The sequence below is a fragment of the Thiobacillus denitrificans ATCC 25259 genome, assembly GCF_000012745.1.
Lineage (GTDB): Bacteria > Pseudomonadota > Gammaproteobacteria > Burkholderiales > Thiobacillaceae > Thiobacillus > Thiobacillus denitrificans_B.
Map to the genome: position 1 here is coordinate 1,918,179 of NC_007404.1, position 17,980 is coordinate 1,936,158.

General features: G+C 63.5%; 22 protein-coding genes and 1 tRNA gene. 3 read left to right on the plus strand and 20 right to left on the minus strand.

Going from position 1 to position 17,980, the window contains the following annotated elements; translation table 11 throughout:
- Positions 1-8: 8 nt before the first annotated feature.
- Genes TBD_RS09125 through TBD_RS14845 form a run of 7 tightly spaced genes read right to left on the minus strand, consistent with a single transcriptional unit; the run spans position 9 to position 6,156 of the window.
- The gene (locus tag TBD_RS09125) at positions 9-770 is read right to left on the minus strand and encodes a hypothetical protein (protein ID WP_011312331.1); all 762 of its coding nucleotides are present in this window, start codon (positions 768-770) and stop codon (positions 9-11) included.
- Positions 767-997 carry a hypothetical protein gene (locus tag TBD_RS14840; RefSeq protein WP_148203033.1) on the minus strand — a complete coding sequence of 77 codons (231 nt, stop codon included), beginning with the start codon at positions 995-997 and terminating at the stop codon, positions 767-769. Before TBD_RS14840 ends, TBD_RS09125 begins: the two co-directional genes overlap by 4 nt.
- Positions 994-1,164, minus strand: a complete 171-nt coding sequence (locus TBD_RS15000) for a hypothetical protein (protein WP_187147190.1) — start codon at positions 1,162-1,164, stop codon at positions 994-996. The genes TBD_RS14840 and TBD_RS15000 overlap by 4 nt, the downstream gene beginning before the upstream one ends.
- Positions 1,165-1,172: 8 nt before the next feature.
- A complete protein-coding gene (mobF, locus tag TBD_RS09130) occupies positions 1,173-3,962 on the minus strand; it encodes a MobF family relaxase (RefSeq protein ID WP_011312332.1) in 2,790 nt (929 codons plus the stop codon).
- Between the two features lie 2 nt (positions 3,963-3,964).
- Positions 3,965-5,662: a type IV secretion system DNA-binding domain-containing protein gene (locus TBD_RS09135; protein WP_011312333.1), complete on the minus strand. Its 1,698-nt coding sequence runs from the start codon at positions 5,660-5,662 to the stop codon at positions 3,965-3,967.
- A gap of 3 nt (positions 5,663-5,665) precedes the next feature.
- Complete coding sequence (locus tag TBD_RS09140) at positions 5,666-5,953, minus strand: hypothetical protein (protein ID WP_148203034.1); 288 nt, start codon at positions 5,951-5,953, stop codon at positions 5,666-5,668.
- Positions 5,950-6,156, minus strand: coding sequence for a hypothetical protein (locus TBD_RS14845; protein WP_148203035.1), 207 nt, complete (start codon positions 6,154-6,156; stop codon positions 5,950-5,952). The genes TBD_RS09140 and TBD_RS14845 overlap by 4 nt, the downstream gene beginning before the upstream one ends.
- Positions 6,157-6,475: 319 nt before the next feature.
- Here TBD_RS14845 and TBD_RS09145 point away from each other — a divergent pair, with 319 nt between their 5' ends.
- A complete protein-coding gene (locus TBD_RS09145) occupies positions 6,476-6,994 on the plus strand; it encodes a hypothetical protein (protein ID WP_011312335.1) in 519 nt (172 codons plus the stop codon).
- Positions 6,995-7,427: 433 nt separating this feature from the next.
- Here TBD_RS09145 and TBD_RS09150 read toward each other — a convergent pair whose 3' ends face one another.
- The 11 genes from TBD_RS09150 to petA all read right to left on the minus strand — a co-directional run bounded on the left by TBD_RS09150 (position 7,428) and on the right by petA (position 14,653).
- Positions 7,428-8,174 (minus strand): hypothetical protein, encoded by a 747-nt coding sequence (locus tag TBD_RS09150; protein WP_187147191.1) that lies wholly within the window; start codon positions 8,172-8,174, stop codon positions 7,428-7,430.
- Between the two features lie 70 nt (positions 8,175-8,244).
- Positions 8,245-9,144, minus strand: a complete 900-nt coding sequence (locus TBD_RS09155; RefSeq protein WP_011312337.1) for a helicase RepA family protein — start codon at positions 9,142-9,144, stop codon at positions 8,245-8,247.
- On the minus strand, positions 9,141-9,575 hold the full coding sequence (locus TBD_RS14850) for a hypothetical protein (RefSeq protein WP_011312338.1): 435 nt from the start codon (positions 9,573-9,575) through the stop codon (positions 9,141-9,143). The genes TBD_RS09155 and TBD_RS14850 overlap by 4 nt, the downstream gene beginning before the upstream one ends.
- Complete coding sequence (locus tag TBD_RS14310; protein WP_011312339.1) at positions 9,572-10,093, minus strand: hypothetical protein; 522 nt, start codon at positions 10,091-10,093, stop codon at positions 9,572-9,574. Before TBD_RS14310 ends, TBD_RS14850 begins: the two co-directional genes overlap by 4 nt.
- A complete protein-coding gene (locus TBD_RS09160) occupies positions 10,090-10,431 on the minus strand; it encodes a hypothetical protein (RefSeq protein ID WP_049750240.1) in 342 nt (113 codons plus the stop codon). The genes TBD_RS14310 and TBD_RS09160 overlap by 4 nt, the downstream gene beginning before the upstream one ends.
- Before the next feature lie 415 nt (positions 10,432-10,846).
- A tRNA-Thr gene (locus TBD_RS09165) sits at positions 10,847-10,922 on the minus strand.
- 42 nt (positions 10,923-10,964) lie between these two features.
- A complete protein-coding gene (locus tag TBD_RS09170; protein WP_011312341.1) occupies positions 10,965-11,363 on the minus strand; it encodes a ClpXP protease specificity-enhancing factor in 399 nt (132 codons plus the stop codon).
- Positions 11,364-11,382: 19 nt separating this feature from the next.
- On the minus strand, positions 11,383-11,982 hold the full coding sequence (locus TBD_RS09175) for a glutathione S-transferase N-terminal domain-containing protein (RefSeq protein WP_011312342.1): 600 nt from the start codon (positions 11,980-11,982) through the stop codon (positions 11,383-11,385).
- Between the two features lie 102 nt (positions 11,983-12,084).
- Entirely contained in the window at positions 12,085-12,810 is a 726-nt protein-coding gene (locus TBD_RS09180) for a cytochrome c1 (protein ID WP_011312343.1), read from the minus strand.
- Positions 12,811-14,043, minus strand: coding sequence for a cytochrome b (locus TBD_RS09185; RefSeq protein ID WP_011312344.1), 1,233 nt, complete (start codon positions 14,041-14,043; stop codon positions 12,811-12,813). It lies immediately after the preceding gene.
- 4 nt (positions 14,044-14,047) lie between these two features.
- Positions 14,048-14,653, minus strand: coding sequence for a ubiquinol-cytochrome c reductase iron-sulfur subunit (gene petA / locus TBD_RS09190; protein ID WP_011312345.1), 606 nt, complete (start codon positions 14,651-14,653; stop codon positions 14,048-14,050).
- A 155-nt stretch (positions 14,654-14,808) separates the two neighbouring features.
- On the opposite strand from petA, the gene TBD_RS09195 reads away from it, so the two are divergent.
- Positions 14,809-15,999 (plus strand): Do family serine endopeptidase, encoded by a 1,191-nt coding sequence (locus TBD_RS09195; RefSeq protein ID WP_011312346.1) that lies wholly within the window; start codon positions 14,809-14,811, stop codon positions 15,997-15,999.
- Positions 16,000-16,047: 48 nt separating this feature from the next.
- On the opposite strand, the gene TBD_RS09200 is transcribed toward TBD_RS09195, so the two are convergent.
- Positions 16,048-16,776 carry a hypothetical protein gene (locus tag TBD_RS09200; protein ID WP_011312347.1) on the minus strand — a complete coding sequence of 243 codons (729 nt, stop codon included), beginning with the start codon at positions 16,774-16,776 and terminating at the stop codon, positions 16,048-16,050.
- Positions 16,773-17,312 carry an RNA polymerase sigma factor gene (locus TBD_RS09205; protein ID WP_049750292.1) on the minus strand — a complete coding sequence of 180 codons (540 nt, stop codon included), beginning with the start codon at positions 17,310-17,312 and terminating at the stop codon, positions 16,773-16,775. The genes TBD_RS09200 and TBD_RS09205 overlap by 4 nt, the downstream gene beginning before the upstream one ends.
- Before the next feature lie 143 nt (positions 17,313-17,455).
- Between TBD_RS09205 and TBD_RS09210 the strand changes: the two genes are divergently transcribed.
- Positions 17,456-17,908, plus strand: a complete 453-nt coding sequence (locus TBD_RS09210; RefSeq protein ID WP_011312349.1) for a DsrE family protein — start codon at positions 17,456-17,458, stop codon at positions 17,906-17,908.
- Positions 17,909-17,980 lie beyond the last annotated feature (72 nt).

A 17,980-nucleotide genomic window follows, 5' to 3' on the forward strand; every position in this document is an offset into this window, starting at 1 on the left:
TCCGCACCTCATTTCACCAGCTGCTGCTCAAACGGCATCTTGATTCCCGCGTCCGGCGTCCGTGCGGCACGTGCGCGCGCGGCCCGCATCTCCCGCTCGCGGTCGGCCGCTCTGCCCTTCTCGACTGCGGCCAGCCGCGCGGCCTCAGCGGCATTGGCATTGGCGGTGGAGATCGAACCGGCGATATCCGCCAACGTCGCCTGCATCTGCACGTTCTGCGTCGCAAGAAACTGGATGCCCTTCACGTTGGCGTCGATGCTCTTCACCGTGTTGGCCTGGTTCTGGACATCCCTTGAGGTTTCGGCGAGGCGCCGCAGCTTCTCCTGCTCCTGCTCGTAACTCCGCTGGTAGACGCCGCCATGCTTGTAGGCGGCATCCGCCTTCAGGCGCAGCAACTCGGACGGCGTGATGCCGAGACGCTCCGAGTCGGTAGCGGCCTTGCGCAGCACCCCGGCGGCGTCCTCGTACGTGCCACGGGCCTGTGACATCACCCTGTAGGCCTCCGCCAGAGCACGCACTTTCTCAAGGGCCGGCCCGTTCATAGAGTTGGTGACGGACTGCGGCAACTGGCGAAGCTGCTGCATCGTCGCCTGCGCTGTCATGAGCGTGTTCGAAGTGGTGTTGATGGCCTCGCTAACCTGCATCACCAGTTCGACGTGGTTCGCGATCTGAGTCCACTCCGTGGCCCCGCCTGTCATCGCGCCGGCGTGAGCCGGTATGGCGAGGGTGGCGAGGGTGAGCGCGAGGGGGGTAAGGGCATGCGACCTCATTTGTCAGGCCTCCGCGCGTGCAACTGCACATGATCGAGCACGGTGCGCGCGATGGCGGCTGGCTGCTTTCCTTGGGCGCGCAGTGCGGCCTCGCCGGCCTCTAGCACGCTGCGCCAGCGGCTAGGACGGTGAGGAGACAGAGAGTGCGGGATCCGCTCGTACTGCCGCGAGTTGCTGTTGCAGGTGTTGTCGGTTGCCATTGCCGTTGCTGTTATCGTCGCGCTCATTTGCCGGCTCCTGCGATCGCGCGCATTTGTTGGAGCTGCGCCAGACGTGCGTCTAGCTCGGCGGCCGCCATCGGCTCGGTGTTAAAAATCGCCAGCTGCACGGCACCAAACGCGATCAAAAGCGCGGCGGCCAGGGCGGCAGGCCAATGTCGGATCAGTTTGTCCATGTCGTCTCCTAACGATCAAAATCAAACTCGGGCACCGCGGGTGGCGGCGTCTCTATCTCTAATATGTCGGGGGTGCGGACATCGATCGCCGGCTCCGACGTCTCCCACGGCGCTGGCTCGATCGCAGGGCCGGGCATCGGCAGCTCCAGGGCCGGCGGGGGCGGCTCGGGCTCCGCCAGCGCGGTCTCTTTCTGCCCCGACTCACGCTCGATCTGCGCAGCCAGGGCCCCGCGGTTGTCGGTGTAGACCCGTGCGTCATCAGTCGCGCGGCTGAGCGCGACGTACATGTTTTGCTGGGTTTGCAGATTCGTCCGCGCGCTCTCCGCGTGTATTAGTACGCGCGTACACGTGCGGCCCTGGGATTCGTGGCCAGTCTGCGCGTAGCCGTGGTCGAGCCGGTGCATCGCTCCGGCGTCGAGCCGGTGCAGCTTGCCGGCGGCATCGCGGACATGGATCTGGCCCTCGGCGATTTTCTCTACCGTCAGCGGGGTGCCGTTTTTAAGCGTCTGGGTGTTGACACGGTTGACCAGCTTGTCGCCCACCGCCACAGCCATGTCGCGCTGCTCAAACGCGGCGAGCTTCGTCACCCGTGACGGGTCAATCTCTTTCTGGTGTCCGGTGACGGTTTCGAGCGTGATGCGGTTGCAATCGACGTCCACCGCAACCACGCGAGCAAAATCGCCGCGTTTGAGGCCGAGCGACGCATAGTCCCGCCCGGCCTGCACCTGGTGGCCAACCGCATAGCTGCCGGCCCGCCGACTCTCTACCGCTGTCATGTCACGCGAGTCGAGCGCCTGGATCGTCACCGAGCCACCCAACTCGCCCCGCGCCGCCAACTGCTCACGCACGGCATCGTTGATCTGCCGCCGGTCGTCCCTGCCGGGGGCAATGATGATTGTGCGATCGCGGTCGTCGCGGCTCATGCCGGCATAGTCGGCGGCGATCGCACCGACGCGGCTCTCTCGCGTGTCCAGCTCGCGTACGTCGATTTTGCTGAGCGCTGACTGAACGTCGCCGCGTATCGCGTCGTAGACCGCCGCCCGCAACTCATCGCTACGCTGGCGGACGATATAATCGAGCACCTGCGTTTTGAGATCGCCGTCCGTTTGCAATTGACGAAACGCAGCGCCCGCCTCGACGCTGCCGAGCTGTTTCACGTCGCCGACCATGACAACCCGGCCCCCTTGGGTGCGGGATAACAGCTTGTCCATGTCGCGGGCGGACAGCATCGATGCCTCGTCCACCATATATATGCGTGGCTGGCTGCTAACCTCCGGTCGGCTGTTGAGGAATTTGGCGACAGTTTGCGACTCGGCGCCAATCGCATCGCCCAACGTTTTCGCAGACGAGTGCGTCGGGGCCAAAGCGATGACCCCATAACCCTGCTGTTGCAGCGCGGCAGATGAGACGGCGAGCACGCTGGTGGTCTTGGCTGTGCCCGCGTAACCTTGAACCAGCGTGATGCGATCCGTGCCGGTCAGCAGCGCCTTGGTGGCCTCGACCTGAGCGGTGTTAAATGCGTGCCCGGTTTTTGCCACCTGCGCCGAAATCGCCGCGTCGGCCGCCTCGATGCTCATCGCTGGTTTGATTGCACCAGCGGCCCGGCTCGCCGTGTCGAGCATGTGCCGCTCGATCCGCTGCGCCTCGCGCGTCGTGTAGCCGGCCTGCTCCAGCCGCTGGCCGGTGATCGCGTCGTGCTGCCGGGTCTGCGTCTCCACCAGTTCGCCGCGCCGGTGCAAGTCGGCGACGGCAGCCCGGATGTCCTGGTCGTCGATGCCGCCCATCCCGAGCTTCCGTGCTTCTGTGACGATCTGGCGCTCGGTGTACCTGCTCTCACGCTCCGATAGATGCTCGACCGCCTGCCGTACTGCCGCCTCGGCACGACGCCGATACTCCCCCGCATCGATCTCCTGGGCCTGCGGCAGTGCTGGCATCTCGTGTCCGGCCTGCCGCGACTGCTCTCGCCAATTGGATAAAAGGTTATCGCGGCCTATGTTGCCCTTCGCCTGGCGCGTCGCCAGCGCAGCGGCCTGTTTTTGCTCGGCGGTCGCGGTCTCCCGCGAGAGCCCCATTTTTGCCAGCTCGGCCTCCACCTGCCGCGACCTGGTGCTCCACATGTCGCGCTCAGCCTGTGACACCTGGCGCAACTCAAAACTAGGATGCTCGCCGGCTCGGGTGCGCTCGGTCGCGTACCCCAGGCGCTCGCATTCACGAGCAAGGGCCGCCCGATACACCGCTCCCGCGTCAGTCTGCAGGCGGTACAACGGGCGGGACTCCAGCGACCGCCACTGTCCGTCTGCGCTCTGCGTGATATTGGCGATCACGCTGTGGGTGTGTAGATCCGGCTCACCCTCGCGCGACACGTCATGTCTATATGTCGCGGCGACCAGGTTGCCCGTCGCTTCCGTGCGGACCTCCCCTTCTTCGCGGATGCGGGTGGCCGCCACCTCTCGCTCCAGGTATTGGATCGCAGCGTTCACCGCTCGATCATGCGCTGCAATCAGGCGGTCGTCGCCGCGTACATAGGCCGCGACGCTGACACTTTTCGGGGCTGAGAACGTAGCATCCCAGCCGGGGCGGTGGTCGCCGCCGCCTACCCGCTCACCGTTCGGCAGAATGCCGTTCAGGATTGCCTCAGCTTGCGCGGGGGTGACTTCGCCCCGCAGGCCCAGCGCCTCAGCGCCTTTGCCTTGCCATGCAGTCGGGGCATGCCCCCGATCGCGATAATAGTCGTCTGTCTGAGCGTAGTACTCAGCCGCCACGCCGGCGGTTTTGATAGCGCTGACTGTGCAGACCATGGTTATCGCTCCAGAGTAAACGGCACGTCGGCGCTATCAGCCGTGGTGTCGGTGGTGTTGCCGTCGCCCTCGACAGTGCTGGGGTCGGCCTCACTAGTGACGGCAGCCGACACGGGCACGGGGACCGCCGACCGTAGCGGCGCGGGCTCATATGCCGGGGCGGCTGGCTCACGCTCGTCGGCGTACGGCAACGTCACGGCGCAGACCGGCAGCGGCCCAGAAATGTTGAGGTAGCCATGGAGGCGGGGCAGGTTTTGCAGCTGCGACGGCATCACCACGCGTCGCGTGCTGTGCTGCTCAGACCAGTTATCAGACTTTCCAGAATCGTTTTTCCCGCCGCTGGCGACGACGCGACGGACTTCCTCGTCGCCGAGCGATTTAGACATGTACTCAGCAGTCTCGGCGTCGCTGACTCTGAGGGTCAGCCAGGTGCCTAGCGTCGCCAAAATCGTCTGCGTCGCGTCATGGCCATAAGCTTCTCTGAACAGCGCGATTGTCTGGGCCGTCGCAATCACTGCGGCACCGTGCTTCGAGCCGTTGGTGAGCAAAGGGATAAGGGACATGATGCGACCAAGCAGCGGCAACTCATCTAACACAAGCCAGGTCCGCCGCAGCTTGCTCCGGTCCCCCGTGGTATGCGGCAAGCTGAGAATGGCCCGGCTGGCAACGTCCAGCGTGCATTGAATCAGGGGCAGCAACGCGGCCCGCTGCTCTTGGGTGTACGAGATAAAGAGCCAGCCGGTTTCTTCGGTGATGAAGTCGCGGACGGAAAAACTGGCCCGTCCTGCAGCAGGATCAAGATGCTCAAAACACCGGAGATATCGGCCAAGTCCGGGACGGACCTCGCCGAAGTACCTCGCGTTTCCGACGACCGTCATCGCGGCGGTGCCTGCCAACAGCTGCTGCAGCTCTTCTATGTCGGCAACACAAGCCAGGCGATAAAGCTCGGCGTTCGTCTTGCTGGTTTCCCAGCACCTGCGCAGCAACCCTTCCAAAACAGTCTGCGCTGCATCGTTCCAGCTCGCCTCCGCCCCATGACCGTCGGGGATGAGCGATTTGGCCAGCGCAGAGCAGTCCTGCGGCGATTTCAGTTCAGCCAGCGGGCTCCACGACACGCTACGGCGATCGAGGGGATTAAAAAGCACAGCGCCGTCTCCGGCATACCGAGAATAAAAAATGCCCTCGGCGTCAGCGATCACCGCGCGGTGACCGCCGGCTTGCAGGGTGTCGAGCATTTTTGTGGTCGCCTGGGATTTACCGGTGCCGGGAGAGCCGGTCAGTAAAAACCCCCCATCTTCTACATAAATGGGGATCGGTACGCCGCCGATTTCCAGACGTGTTTTTGTTTTCGCACTCCGGATTTGTTTTTTGATTTCGGCGACGGTCACAAGCTGCTGACCGCGCAGGTTATCGGCATCGTCGTCCGCGTCGCCGGGGCGGGCGGCGCCAGGGCGCCAGGCAAACATCCAGGCGATCCAGCCTAGGCCAAACGCCCCGCCGAACGCGGCGAGGCCGAGCATGCCGGGGGCGCGCTGGTACACGTACAGACCACCCCGGGCGAGCTGGATCAAGTCCATGCCGGCCCAGCCGCTCAGCCAAAAAATGTAGGTGGTGACGCCCAGAAATGCGCCGAGAATAATGCTGCCTGTGAGCAGTTTGGCGCGAAAAAGCCCATCTGAAATTCGCTGTTTTGTCCCCATGATTTACCCCTGTTTTTTGATACGGTCGGCCAAATAATTAGTAGCGGCCGCCAAGTCGTCGCGGCTGACTTTTTGATCCACTTCCTGTCGCACGGATGCGAGGCGAGCATGTAGCTCGGCGAGGCGGGAGTTGATCACGCTGCCGACCTCGTTTTTGATAGCGTCCAATGCGATGTTTTGGAGCAACAAGTGACGTGCCGCCGCTGTGCGGGTCACCCCTTTTTCTGCTGCCAGCCGGTCAAGAAAATCGAACTCGGCTTGACTGACACGCAGCGTCAAATGGCGGCTCATGACTGGCCACCGTCGGCGCCAGAAACTGACGGGGGAACCGCGTGGGCGGCGAGCATGGTTTCGAGGTCGGTGAGACTTAGCCCAGAGCGTCGAACCGCCTCAAAAACCCGCTGCTGTTCACGTTCGCGTTGGCGTTTTTTCTCTTCACGCAACGCTCGCTTGGCGCGCTCCAGGCGCTCTTGCAAAATGCTGATATCCGTCATGTCACTTCCCCATCAGTTGCACATACCCAATATGTCGCGGGCGCGGACACGTTTTTCGTGACACGCGGAAAGCGGCACGGAGCAAAGGAAGCCCGGGAAAAGCGGCGCACGCGGTAACACGGGCGTGTGACGCGGAGACCCACAGCCCACGCGGGTTTCCGGCGAAGCCGGGCCGCAGGCAGTGCGTGGGGTGTGTCTTCTAAGATTGGGGCCCGCGAGCGAAGCGAAGCGGGCAACTAATGTTCCGCACTGACGAGCCGATACTCCTAATGCCAGCGAGCTGTTATGGCCGATCGGGAATCAAGAAAGGGAGAATCAAATGGGATTTTTTATTAGAGCTTTGTCGGTCCTAAACGGGGTGCGTGAGTGGGCTTCGTTCGCGCATGAGGCGTTTTCCTGGCGGGGCCTTGCAAAGCGCACGGCGGCGGCGGCAGCGGGGGCTGCGGTTATCGCTACGCCCGTCGTGGTGATGTCCAAGCCGTCGGCGCCTGCGGAGGCTGTCTCCGCGCAAGGACCGGCGCACACCGAGAGCGCTGCCGAGGTGGAGGACAAGATCGAGAAGATCGGTCCCGACAACATCTATTCCAAGGTGTACCTGAGCCAGCCTGAGCATCAGGGCTTGATGGACGCGATCATCGCCAAGTGCAAAGTAACCAACGAGCTTCCTGCGCAGCAATGCGACATCGCTGTACATACGAAGGCTTGGTTGGCGCACCGCGCCTTTCTGGCGGAACAATCCAAAAAAGTGCAAGAGGCGGACAGGCGGCTACGCGAATCGCTCAATTCACCTTCGGCGGGCGCGACTGGGCCCACCCAGATCCGGATGTTTAAGGAGTAAATGGCGGGCGCCGGTCCCGCCGCGCGCCGACGGCGCCGGACCGTCGTCACCCGTAACGATTACCGATTCGGAAACCCATTTCGGAAAAGCATTTCCGAAAGGCGCTTCGGAAAGGACTAGTTAGAGCAACCTCAGCAAACGTACCAGAAGGCCGCGGCACGGTCCGCGCGTCGGGTGGTGGATGGCTTCACTGCCGGCGGCGGCAATGCTGGTACTGTTTCTCCCGCCCAATGGAGACAATGCCCGGCGGGGGCGCCGGGCTGCGGGATTCGCGCAAATGGTGGCGTTCGTCTCGTGTTTGTGTGCGACCTTGCGCGTTACGGACAGCCGCCCGCCCTCGGGCGGCATGGGTGAGAGAAGAAAAAGGGGAAGACCCCAAGGTCTTCCCCTAGAGATTGCACCTGAAGGTGCATCTGAACATGTAACTGCTGAATCAGGCTTTTGCTACAGGCCTCCGGGCTTTTGCTACAGGCTCCCGGGCTTTTGCTACAGGCTCCCGGGCTTTTGCTACGGGCGTGCCCTGGTGGTTGGAGTGAACGCGGTCCCCGTCGATCACTATCCCGATCTCAGCCAGCCTGTCGGTATCTGCTCTCAGCTCGCGCCGTTTGTTCCACAGCGCATCGCCGGCCACTTCACCTGCCACTGCGCGGATTAGCCCGTCCAGCAACCATCCCCCCTGCGGCTCGGTCTTGTGGGTTAATGCATGGCGGGCGACTGCTTGGCTGATTCCATGTTGGAGCAACGAAATCGTACCCGGGTCATGTCCGACCCATATGTCCGATTCAACCAGTCTGCAAAACGCCTTGCCAATCTCAACCCGCCATAGGTGCCTATCGCCTCCCAAAGGGTTGGCTCGTGTAACGTAGCTGCCATCCGATCGCTGGGCTTTGTCGATGTGGTCGATCAAGTGCCCAGCGCACGCCAACCGCGCGGGCGCCAGGATCTCGATATCCGCCATGCGTAAGTCCTGCAGGATCGCTTCGAACTGTGTCCCGGACGTGATTCTTGCCCGGCGTCGCACGGCGGCCGGGTCAACCAGCAGTTTGATGCGGCCGTCTGCCATCTCGCCCTTTCTGATTCTCTCGTAGCAAATCGCCTCAAAAACGTCGGCATGTGCCTGTCCTAGTCGTCCTGTGACGCGCACCCGCCCCCATGAGGTTTCGATGGTCGATGAGCGCATTTGAGGGCGCCGCGTCGCCTGGAATAGGCGTAGGCGTACTGTGTGCGCGGTTGTTGTCGGAAACGCGGGTTTACCAGTCGTTGTCATCGCCCCGCCCTCCGCTTGCTGCCGCGTATGTCTTCGCCTTGGCCTTCACCACCCCCGGCATCTCGCGCCGCACCAGTACCCCGCCTGCTTCGCGGCGTAGCCATATATCGATCAGCGGCGGGCAGTAGTTGGCTTTCGTCACGCCATAACGGACGAGTTGCTTGCGGTCTTCTTCCTTGACTCCGAACACTTCGGCCTCCCCCTCCGTCATGGTTTGGAGGAATGCTACCCAGCGGGCCTCGTCCACGAAAACGCTACTGCCCCGCGACGATTGCTGCTTATCCACGTCGCCGTTTAGCGCAGCCGCTTTGTTGGCATGGTGCAGGAAAACCACGGCAGCGCCTGTATCTGCGGCGATCCTCTCCATCGCTCGCATCACCCGGGCCGCGTCCCGCCGCTCGTTTTCCTCGCCGCCGTGCCAGCGAGACAGCGTGTCGATCACTACCAGCCGGGCACCTCGCGCCATTTTTTCGATGCCGGCAACAGTTTTTCCGTCATCCATCAAGTCCCCCGCCTTGCCGAGACATGGAGAGATTAGAGAGTTCGCCTTCATGTCCCCTCTCTCGCGCTCACTGAGTTGCTGCGCCACCGCTTTGATGCGCATATGCAGGACGTTTGATGGATCCTCGGCAGCTAGGAACACGACCGTGCCGGTCGGGTGTTCCCCGACCCCCAGCGTGTCCCTCCCAGTTGTGATCTGGGCGAGCACCTGCAACGCCAAAAAACTCTTGCCAGTTGCCCCAGGGGCAACCAGGGATCCGACGGTGCCCGCGAGCAGGCCCGGCAACACGAAGTCGAGAGGTTCCGGCTCCGTCTCAAGCGCTCGCGCAATATCGAGGATGGGCCAGTCGTACCCGGAGTCGGTGATGATGAGCCCGCTCATGTCGCCGCCTCCCCTCGCATCGCCGCCCGAGCCGCCGCCCGGAATCGGGCGACAGCACCAGTCAGCGCTGCATATTGATCGATGCCGCCGCCAGCCAGCACCTCGGCAGCTGCATCAGCAATGGCATCCGCCAGTGCTGCGGCCGACGCCCAAACGTTCGGTCCGCCATTGCCGCCTGATGAGCTTTCGTTCGCCGGATACAATTCCACCGCCTCCAAGCCGAGCGCGGCAATCACGTCTAGTGCGGCGCAGCCCTTGAAGCAGTAGATCAGACTGCCGCCGGCGTCAGATTCAGCGACCGAAAGCGCCGGATTACCTCTGCCGTCGGCCTGACAGCACGGACAGCATGCCCGATGCGCCCGCAGCGCGCCGCCGCGCGGCGCTGCGTGGCGAGGCTTGTGCAAGCGAGCAAGGAGAGTGGCGTAGCTCATGCCGACACCCCACTTTCGTCCGCCGCCAACAAATCCGCCTGCACCCGCTCCAACGCCTGCAACACCGCCGCCTGCCGCCGCCCCTGGCGCTCGCTGACCCCTCGTGCCCGCGCGATCTCCGCAGAAGTACGCGGCAGCTCGATCTCCTGCCGGATCCGCTGCCACCGTGCCTCCGCGTCGCCGTTTCCGCAAACGCGGCGCGCCACGGTCTCCGCCGCCTGAATAGCGGCGCATGGGTCGTCACCAATGCTGCCAGCGAGCCAAGCTGTACCGATGTACTCCTCTCCCTGTGTGCGTCGCGCACTCGGCCGCACCGTCACCCCCGGCCGCTGAGCGGCTGCGTGGCAATGCACGGCCGCTAGCCAGCGCGTAACAAAATCGCCATCGTGACGGCGCGGCATTGTCGCGGCGAGCAGCCAGGCCTCCTGTTTGATGTCATCGAGATCAGCGCCTGTCGTGTGCGCGAGCATGCGCATCATGGGGGTCCATTGCTCAACGAGCTGGTCGGGGGCGTTCATTGCGCACCGCCTTTCTGCGCCTGCGCGGCAGCGGCGCGACGGGCTTGTTCGGCTTTTGGCGGGCGCCCCGGTCCGCGGCGGCGCGGGGTGTCCGGCGCCGTCGCGGCGGGCGGCGGCACGGACGGGCGCTGGTAATGCCGCAGCCAGTCGAGCACGTCGGCCAGGATCCAAAGCGGCTGACGACTGCCTGGTGGCTCGCAACTGGGTGGGACGCGGTGCGGCGCGCGGCTGCGGTCGGCGAGGATACTCGCCGGGGATTTCTGAATGAGTTCAGAGAGAACCGAGACGCCGAAAACCGGCGGGATGCCGGTGTCGGCGGGGGGCGTATGCGCGAGCATGAGCAATCTCCTGGATTGCTCATGTGCTGCCCTGCTCCATGAGACCGACCAAAATTGGCCTGGCGTAAGGTAGTCGCTTTGCCGTGTGCCCCGGCTCAACGACCTTTGCCGGGCGGTTTGATCTGCTTTGCCCCCTGTGTCCGGCCGATCGGGCCGGGGGTCAGGTTGCTGTAGCGTGCAACCCTGTATGCCGGGGACTATTATGCATAAGCGAAAAGGGGTGTCAAGCTAAGGGTGACAAGAATATTCTTCCGCGTGCTCCGTACTCCGAGCACGGAAGCCGGCACCAAAGGCCTGTCACCCGGCCGTCACCCCGGCGGGTGACACTTGAAAGAAACCGAGGGGAAGCGAGAGCAAGCCAGAGCAAGCGACAGCATCGTAAGTCGTTGTAATTATTTACTCTATTTGTTTTTGTTGGTGCCGCTTATCTGATTCGAACAGATGACCTACCGCTTACAAGGCGGTTGCTCTACCAACTGAGCTAAAGCGGCGACGGGCGACATTATAGCGAGCGCGCTCGGCGCTTTGCGCGATTACTTGACGACCTTGAGCGAGGGCCTGCCCTTGGGCGGCGCGGCGTCGCCCTGGGCGGGAGGCGCCGGTTCCGTCGGACCGCCTGCGTCGACCGGCTCGAAATGCAGGCCCTGCCCGTTCTCGCGGGCGAAGATCGCGGCGACGCGATCCACCGGCACCGAAATCTCGTGCGAGACGCCGCCGAAGCGCGCGGAGAACTGGATCCACTCGTTATCGAGCGTCAGGTTGCGGGTCGCACCCGCGCTGATGTTCAACACGATCTGGCCGTCCTTGACGTAGGCAGGCGGCACGCGGGTACGCCCGTCGACCGCGACCAGGAGCTGCGGCGTGTACCCGGAGTCGGCGCACCATTCGTATAGCGCGCGGATCAGGTAGGGTTTGGTCGAGATCTCGGCCACGGCAAGCGTATGGGCGCGCCTACTTGCGCAACGCCTTCTCGGTCGGAGTCAGCGCGCTGATGAAGGCCGGGCGGCTGAACAGCCGCTCCCGGTACTTGAGCACCGGCGCGGCCATCTTCGGCAGTTCGATGCCGTAGTGCTCGATCCGCCACAGCAGCGGCGCGATCGCGACGTCGAGCATGGAAAACTCGTCGTTCATCAGGTATTTCTGCTTGGTCAAGATAGGCGTGAGCTGCGACAGGCTGTCGCGGATCTCCTGGCGCGCCTTGTCGGAGCCCTTGCCGAGACTGTGTTCGAGCGTGTTGACGTGCGAGAACAGGTCGTGCTCGAAGTTGAACAGCACCAGCCGTGCCCGCGCACGCATCACGGGGTCGGGCGGCATCAGCTGCGGATGGGGAAAGCGCTCGTCGATGTATTCGTTGATGATGTTGGATTCGGTCAGGACGAGGTCGCGCTCGACGAGCACCGGCATCTTGCCGCTCGGGCTGATGCTGGCGATTTCTTCCGGCTTGTTGTGCATGTCCACATCGATGATTTCGAAGTCCATGTCCTTTTCGAACAGGACGATGCGGCAGCGATGGCTGTACGGGTCGGTACTGCCGGAATATAGGGTCATCATGACGGGGGCTCCCTCAGGTAGTGCGCGTGTGGCGTATGTTTAATGCTTAAAACGCCAACAGCCGGACACTGTCCGGCTGTTGGCGAGCGGCGTGCTGACGACTCAGTGAACGTCTTTCCAGAACTCTTTCTTCAGGTAATAGGCCACCACGAAGAATACGGCCAGGAAAATCAGAACGATGACGCCGAGTTGCTTGCGCTGCACCTGCGCGGGCTCGCCCATCCACACCAGATAATTGACGAGATCACCGACGATCGCATCGTACTCGGCGAGGCTCACGCTGCCAGGCTTGGCGAGCGCAAGACGCTCGATCACCTGGTGCTCGCCTTCCTTCTTGTAGACCGGGACCTGCTCACCCTGCAGGTTCCACAGCACATGCGGCATGCCCACCTTGTCGAAAACGGTGTTGTTCCAGCCAGTCGGCCGCGTGTCGTCGCGATAGAAGCCGCGCAGGTAAGTGTAGAGCCAGTCGGCGCTACGCGAACGCGCGATCACGCTGAGGTCGGGCGGCGTCGCGCCGAACCACGCAGCGCCGTCCGCCTTGGTCATGCCGACCTTCATCAGCTCGCCCGGCTTCTCGGCCGCGAACATCAGGTTTTCCTTGATCTGATCCTCGGTCAGGCCGATGTCCTGCAGCCGGATGTAGCGCATCGACGAAGCGCTGTGGCAGTTCAGGCAGTAGTTGACGAAGGTGCGGGCGCCGCGCTGCAGCGACTCGTGGTCGCTCAGGTTGACCGGCGCCTTGTCCAGGTGAACGCTGGGGCCCGATGCAAAAGCCACGACGGGCGCGGCCACCAGCAGGAAAAGAAAATTCTTCACGCGTTTCATTTAGCCAGTCACCCTTTCCGGTTCCGGTTTGGTTTTGTCAATCGAGGTATACCAGGGCATCAACAGGAAAAACAGGAAGTAGATGACCGATAACACCTGGGCGATGAGCGTCGCGATCGGGGTCGCCGGCAGCAGACCGAGGTAGCCCAGGCCAACGAAGGCAACGATGAAGAGCGCCAGCGCAATCTTGTAGATCGGACCGCGATAGCGGATCGACTTGACCTTGCTGCGATCGAGCCAGGGTAGGAAGAACAGCAGCACGATCGACATGCCCATCGCCACGACGCCCGGGAACTGCGAGCCGAACAGCGGCGGCACCGCGCGCAGGATCGCGTAGAACGGCGTGAAGTACCACAAGGGCGCGATGTGCTCCGGCGTCTTCAGCGGGTCGGCGGGAACGAAGTTGTTGGCTTCGAGGAAGTAGCCGCCCATCTCCGGCGCGAAGAACACGATCGCCGAGAAGACCATCAGGAAGACGATGACGCCGACGATGTCCTTGACCGTGTAGTAGGGGTGGAAGGGAATGCCGTCGAGCGGAATGCCGTTGGCGTCCTTCTTCTTCTTGATCTCGATGCCGTCCGGGTTGTTGGAGCCGACTTCGTGGAGCGCGACCAGGTGCACGGCGACCAGCGCGATCAGCACTAGCGGCAGCGCGATGACATGGAAGGCGAAGAAGCGGTTCAGCGTCGCATCCGAGATCACGTAGTCGCCGCGGATCCAGATCGACAGGTCTTCACCGATGAAGGGCACGGCGGCGAACAGGTTGACGATGACCTGCGCACCCCAGAACGACATCTGGCCCCAGGGCAGCAGATAGCCGAGGAAGGCTTCCGCCATCAGCGCCAGATAGATCAGCACGCCGAAGATCCAGATCAGTTCGCGCGGCTTGCGGTAGGAACCGTACATCAGGCCGCGGAACATATGGAGGTAAACGACGACAAAGAACATCGAAGCGCCGGTCGAATGCATGTAGCGGATCAGCCAGCCCCAGTCGACATCGCGCATGATGTACTCGACGGACGCGAACGCGAGCTCCGCGTCCGGCTTGTAGTTCATCGTCAGGAAGATGCCGGTGACGATCTGCAGCACCAGAACCAGCAGGGCCAGCGAGCCGAAGAAATACCAGAAGTTGAAGTTCTTGGGCGCGTAGTACTCGGACAGGTGCGCCTTGTAGGTGGCGGTGAGCGGGAATCGATCGTCGATCCAACCCATCATTTTTTGCAGGGCAGACATTTATTTAGGCTCCTTTTGCGTCTACACCGATCAGCAGCTTGGCGTCGCTGAGGTATTGATGAGGCGGGACCACGAGATTGGTCGGTGCGGGCACGCCCTTGTAGACGCGTCCGGCCAGGTCGAAGCGAGAGCCGTGGCAAGGACAGAAGAAGCCGCCCGGCCAGTCGGCGCCGAGATCGGCGGCGCCGACGTCCTTGCGATACGTGGGAGAACAACCGAGGTGGGTGCAGATGCCGACCGCGACGAGGAGTTCGGGTTTGATCGAGCGCACCGGATTTGTGCAGTATTCAGGCTGCTGAGGCATCTCGCTCTTGGGGTCGGCGAGCTGGCCGTCCAGGGTCGACAGTTTGTCGAGCATCTCCTTCGTGCGGCTGACGATCCACACCGGCTTGCCACGCCACTCGACGGTGAGCAGCATGCCAGGCTCGATCTTGCTGACGTCGACTTCGACCGGCGCGCCGGCTGCCTTGGCGCGGGCGCTCGGCATCATGCTCATCACAAGAGGAACGGCGACGCCCGCCACTGCGACACCGCCTACGGCGCTGGTCGCAGCGATCAGGAATTTTCGTTTACGTGTGTCCACTTTTTGCCCATCGGCTTCCTGGCTCATGTTTCCCTAACCCTGAACGTGTTGCTAAAGCCTGCCATTCTAACCAAATTGCACACGGCTCCGAAAGCCCGCCGTAGCGCCCACGCAACGGTTTTGCGCCTGCGCTATACTGCGCGACTGGCAAATTCATGCCAAGTCTCTGAATTTAATAAGATATGCATATACGGAAATTCTGGTTGCTTTTTGCCCAGTCGGTGACGGTCGCACTCGGCGCGCTCGTCGTCGTCGCGCTCTTCAAACCCGATTTGCTGCAATGGCGTGCCCAGACCCCGAATCTCACGATCCAGCAGGCCCGTCCCCAAGGCGGCGGCACGGTCACCGTCGCGCCCAATGAGTCCTTCGCGCTGGCGGCGCAAAAGGTCATTCCATCGGTGGTCAACGTGTTCACGCAGCAAAAGGTCCGCAACCCTGCGCATCCTGCGATGCAGGATCCGATTTTTCGCTACTTCTTCGGTGATCGGCTCGACGCGCGGCCGCGCGAGGTGTCCAACCTCGGCTCGGGGGTCATCGTCACGACCAACGGCTACATCCTGACCAACCACCACGTCGTCGATGCCGCGGACCAGATCGAGGTCGCCCTTGCCGACGGCAAGACCGTGCCGGCGCGGGTGATCGGCGCGGACCCCGAGACCGACCTCGCCGTCCTCAAGATCGATGCGGAAAAGCTGCCGGCGATCACCTTCGCCAACGCCGACAGCCTCAAGGTCGGCGACTGGGTGCTCGCGGTCGGCAACCCCTTCGGCGTTGGCCAGACCGTGACCGCGGGCATCGTGAGTGCACTCGGCCGGACCCGGTTGGGCATCAATACTTTCGAGAACTTCATTCAGACCGACGCGGCGATCAACCCGGGCAACTCGGGCGGCGCGCTCGTCGACTCGGCGGGTAACCTGGTCGGGGTGAACAGCGCGATCTACTCGCGCACGGGCGGCTCGCAAGGCATCGGCTTCGCGATTCCGGTCAGCATCGCCCGTCAGGTGATGGAACAGATCATCAAGTCCGGCAGCGTGACCCGCGGCTGGGTAGGGGTCGAGGTGCAGGACCTGACGCCGGAGCTCGCCGAGTCGTTCAACCTGCCCGACGTCAACGGCGCCTTGATCGCCGGGGTTCTCAAGGGCGGGCCTGCCGATACCGGCGGGGTGCGGCCCGGCGACATTCTGCTCGCGGTCAACGGCCGCAGGGTGACCGACTCGGCGTCCCTGCTCAACCTGATCGCGGAACTCACGCCCGGCCAGAGCGCGCGACTGACCGTCGCCCGCAAGCAGCGCTCGCTCGATCTCAAGGTCGAGGTGGGACGGCGGCCGCTGCAGCGCGCCCTGCCGATGCCGCCCGAGCCGGCGCTCGAATAACGTACGCTGGATGCACCGCTCAGCGGTAAGGATGGAACGGGAAGGCGCTTAGACCCGGATGTAGGTCCACCCCTGCTGCAGGCGGGTGACGATTTCGCCGATCGCGGTCGGCGCCGTGCGCGTAGGAGGCAGGAGTTCGACCCGCTGACCCTCACTCCTGTAACGCGCGATCGACTGGCCGCACGCGACCCATTGCAGGTTGACATGCCGCTGCGTCATGCGCGCCACGCGTTCGGCATAGGGGCTGTGACCCGCGCGCAGCAATTCGATCCCACGGCTGTTGGCGATGACTTCGAGTTCCAGGGGGCGCCGTTCCCGTTCGGCCTCGTCGAGCAGCCGTTCCGCGCGGTCGAGCACCGCACGCATCCGCTCGGGCGCGGCGGAGTCGAGATGCAGCAGGACCCGGTTCGGATCGACCTCGCGCGCCAGGCTGACGACCTGATACCCGTCCGGCAAGGCCAACAGGCGCGCCGCGGCCGCGGTGTCGATGTCGACGCCGCGCAAGGCCCAGCCTCCGATACCGGCCGCGAGCATGAGACAGCCGAAGGCACAGCGCCGCGCCAGCTGGCGGCGGGGCACGGCGCGCTCGCTGCGGGCCGGCCCCGGGGGCCGCGCGTACGCGAGTTGCACCATGCTCTTCAGGCTGCGAAGGCTGCAGACGCGCTGCGCCAGTTCGCTGTCCTCGCGCATGCGCGCAACGAGCGCCTCGCTCTCGGGAACACTGAGTTCCCCGTCGACAAAAGCCTGCAGGATTTCGTCGGACACTACCGATTTCATTTCACCCTCCACAATGACGGCCCGGCCGCGGTTTGTGCCGCGTCGAGCCGTTTCTTCAGGTTGGCACGGGCCCGCGACAGGCGGCTCATCACGGTGCCGACTGGAATGTTCAGGATGCCCGCCACCTCGGCATAGCCGAATTCCTCAAGGTCGACGAGCGTGACCACTTGGCGCTGCGCAGGCGGCAGCTGCGCGACCGCACTTCTGATACAGGCGACCACGCGCTCGCGGTCGCAGCATGCCTCGGGCGAGTCGCCCGCCGACTCGAGTTCGTCCTCCCATTCCTCGATGTCCTCGAACTCGCGCCGGCGGCGAAGATGGTCGACCCAGCAATGGTTCATGATCGAGACCACCCAGCCCTTTAACGCCGCGTCCTCACGGAGCTGGGCGCGGCGCGCCCAGGCCTTGGATAATGCCTCCTGGACGAGATCGTCGGCGAGTGCGGGGTCGTGGCACCAAGCGTAGGCGATGCGGTACAACATCGGCCGCAGGGCTTCAAGAGTGGGTCGAAAGGGGCCGAATAGGAAGTGGCTCATCAGGCTCATGGAAGGGAGACGCCGCGGGTGGTCCATTTATTCCAGAAAAAAACCGCGTCGGCTATGGAATAAGCGTGCGTGTCGAGGCGTCTTCCTACTAGGCTTGGATAAAGCCGATATCAAAACCAAAAGGAGACCCCGCAATGTCACACATCTTTCCCCCTCTGCTGATTACCCTGCTGCTCGCCGGCGCACCGGCGGCACACGCCGCATCTGCGCAGGCCGCTGCGCCCGCGACGGCCGAGGTGCAGGAAAAGGTCGTCTACCACGTCAACGACGCGTCGTTGGCCCGCATGGCCTTGACCAATATCAACAACCACCTGAACGCCAGCCCGAACGCGAAAATCGTCGTCGTCACCCACGGCAAGGGCATCGACTTCCTGCTCAACGACGCCAAGGACAGCAAAGGCGCCTTCGCGCCGGTCGTCGCCGGCATCAAGGAAAAGGGGGTCGATTTCCGCGTCTGCCGTAACACGCTCAAAGGCCGCAGCCTCGGTGACGACGCCGTCATCATGGAGGCGAACGTCGTGCCGTCCGGCGTCGCAGAAGTCGCCAAGCTGCAGGCCCGGGAAGGCTACGTCTATCTGAAGCCCTAAGGCTTCCCTCGCCCGGGGCGGCAGGACTAGTTCCGCCCCGGAGTCCCTTTACCGTTCCACGTCGCCGAACTG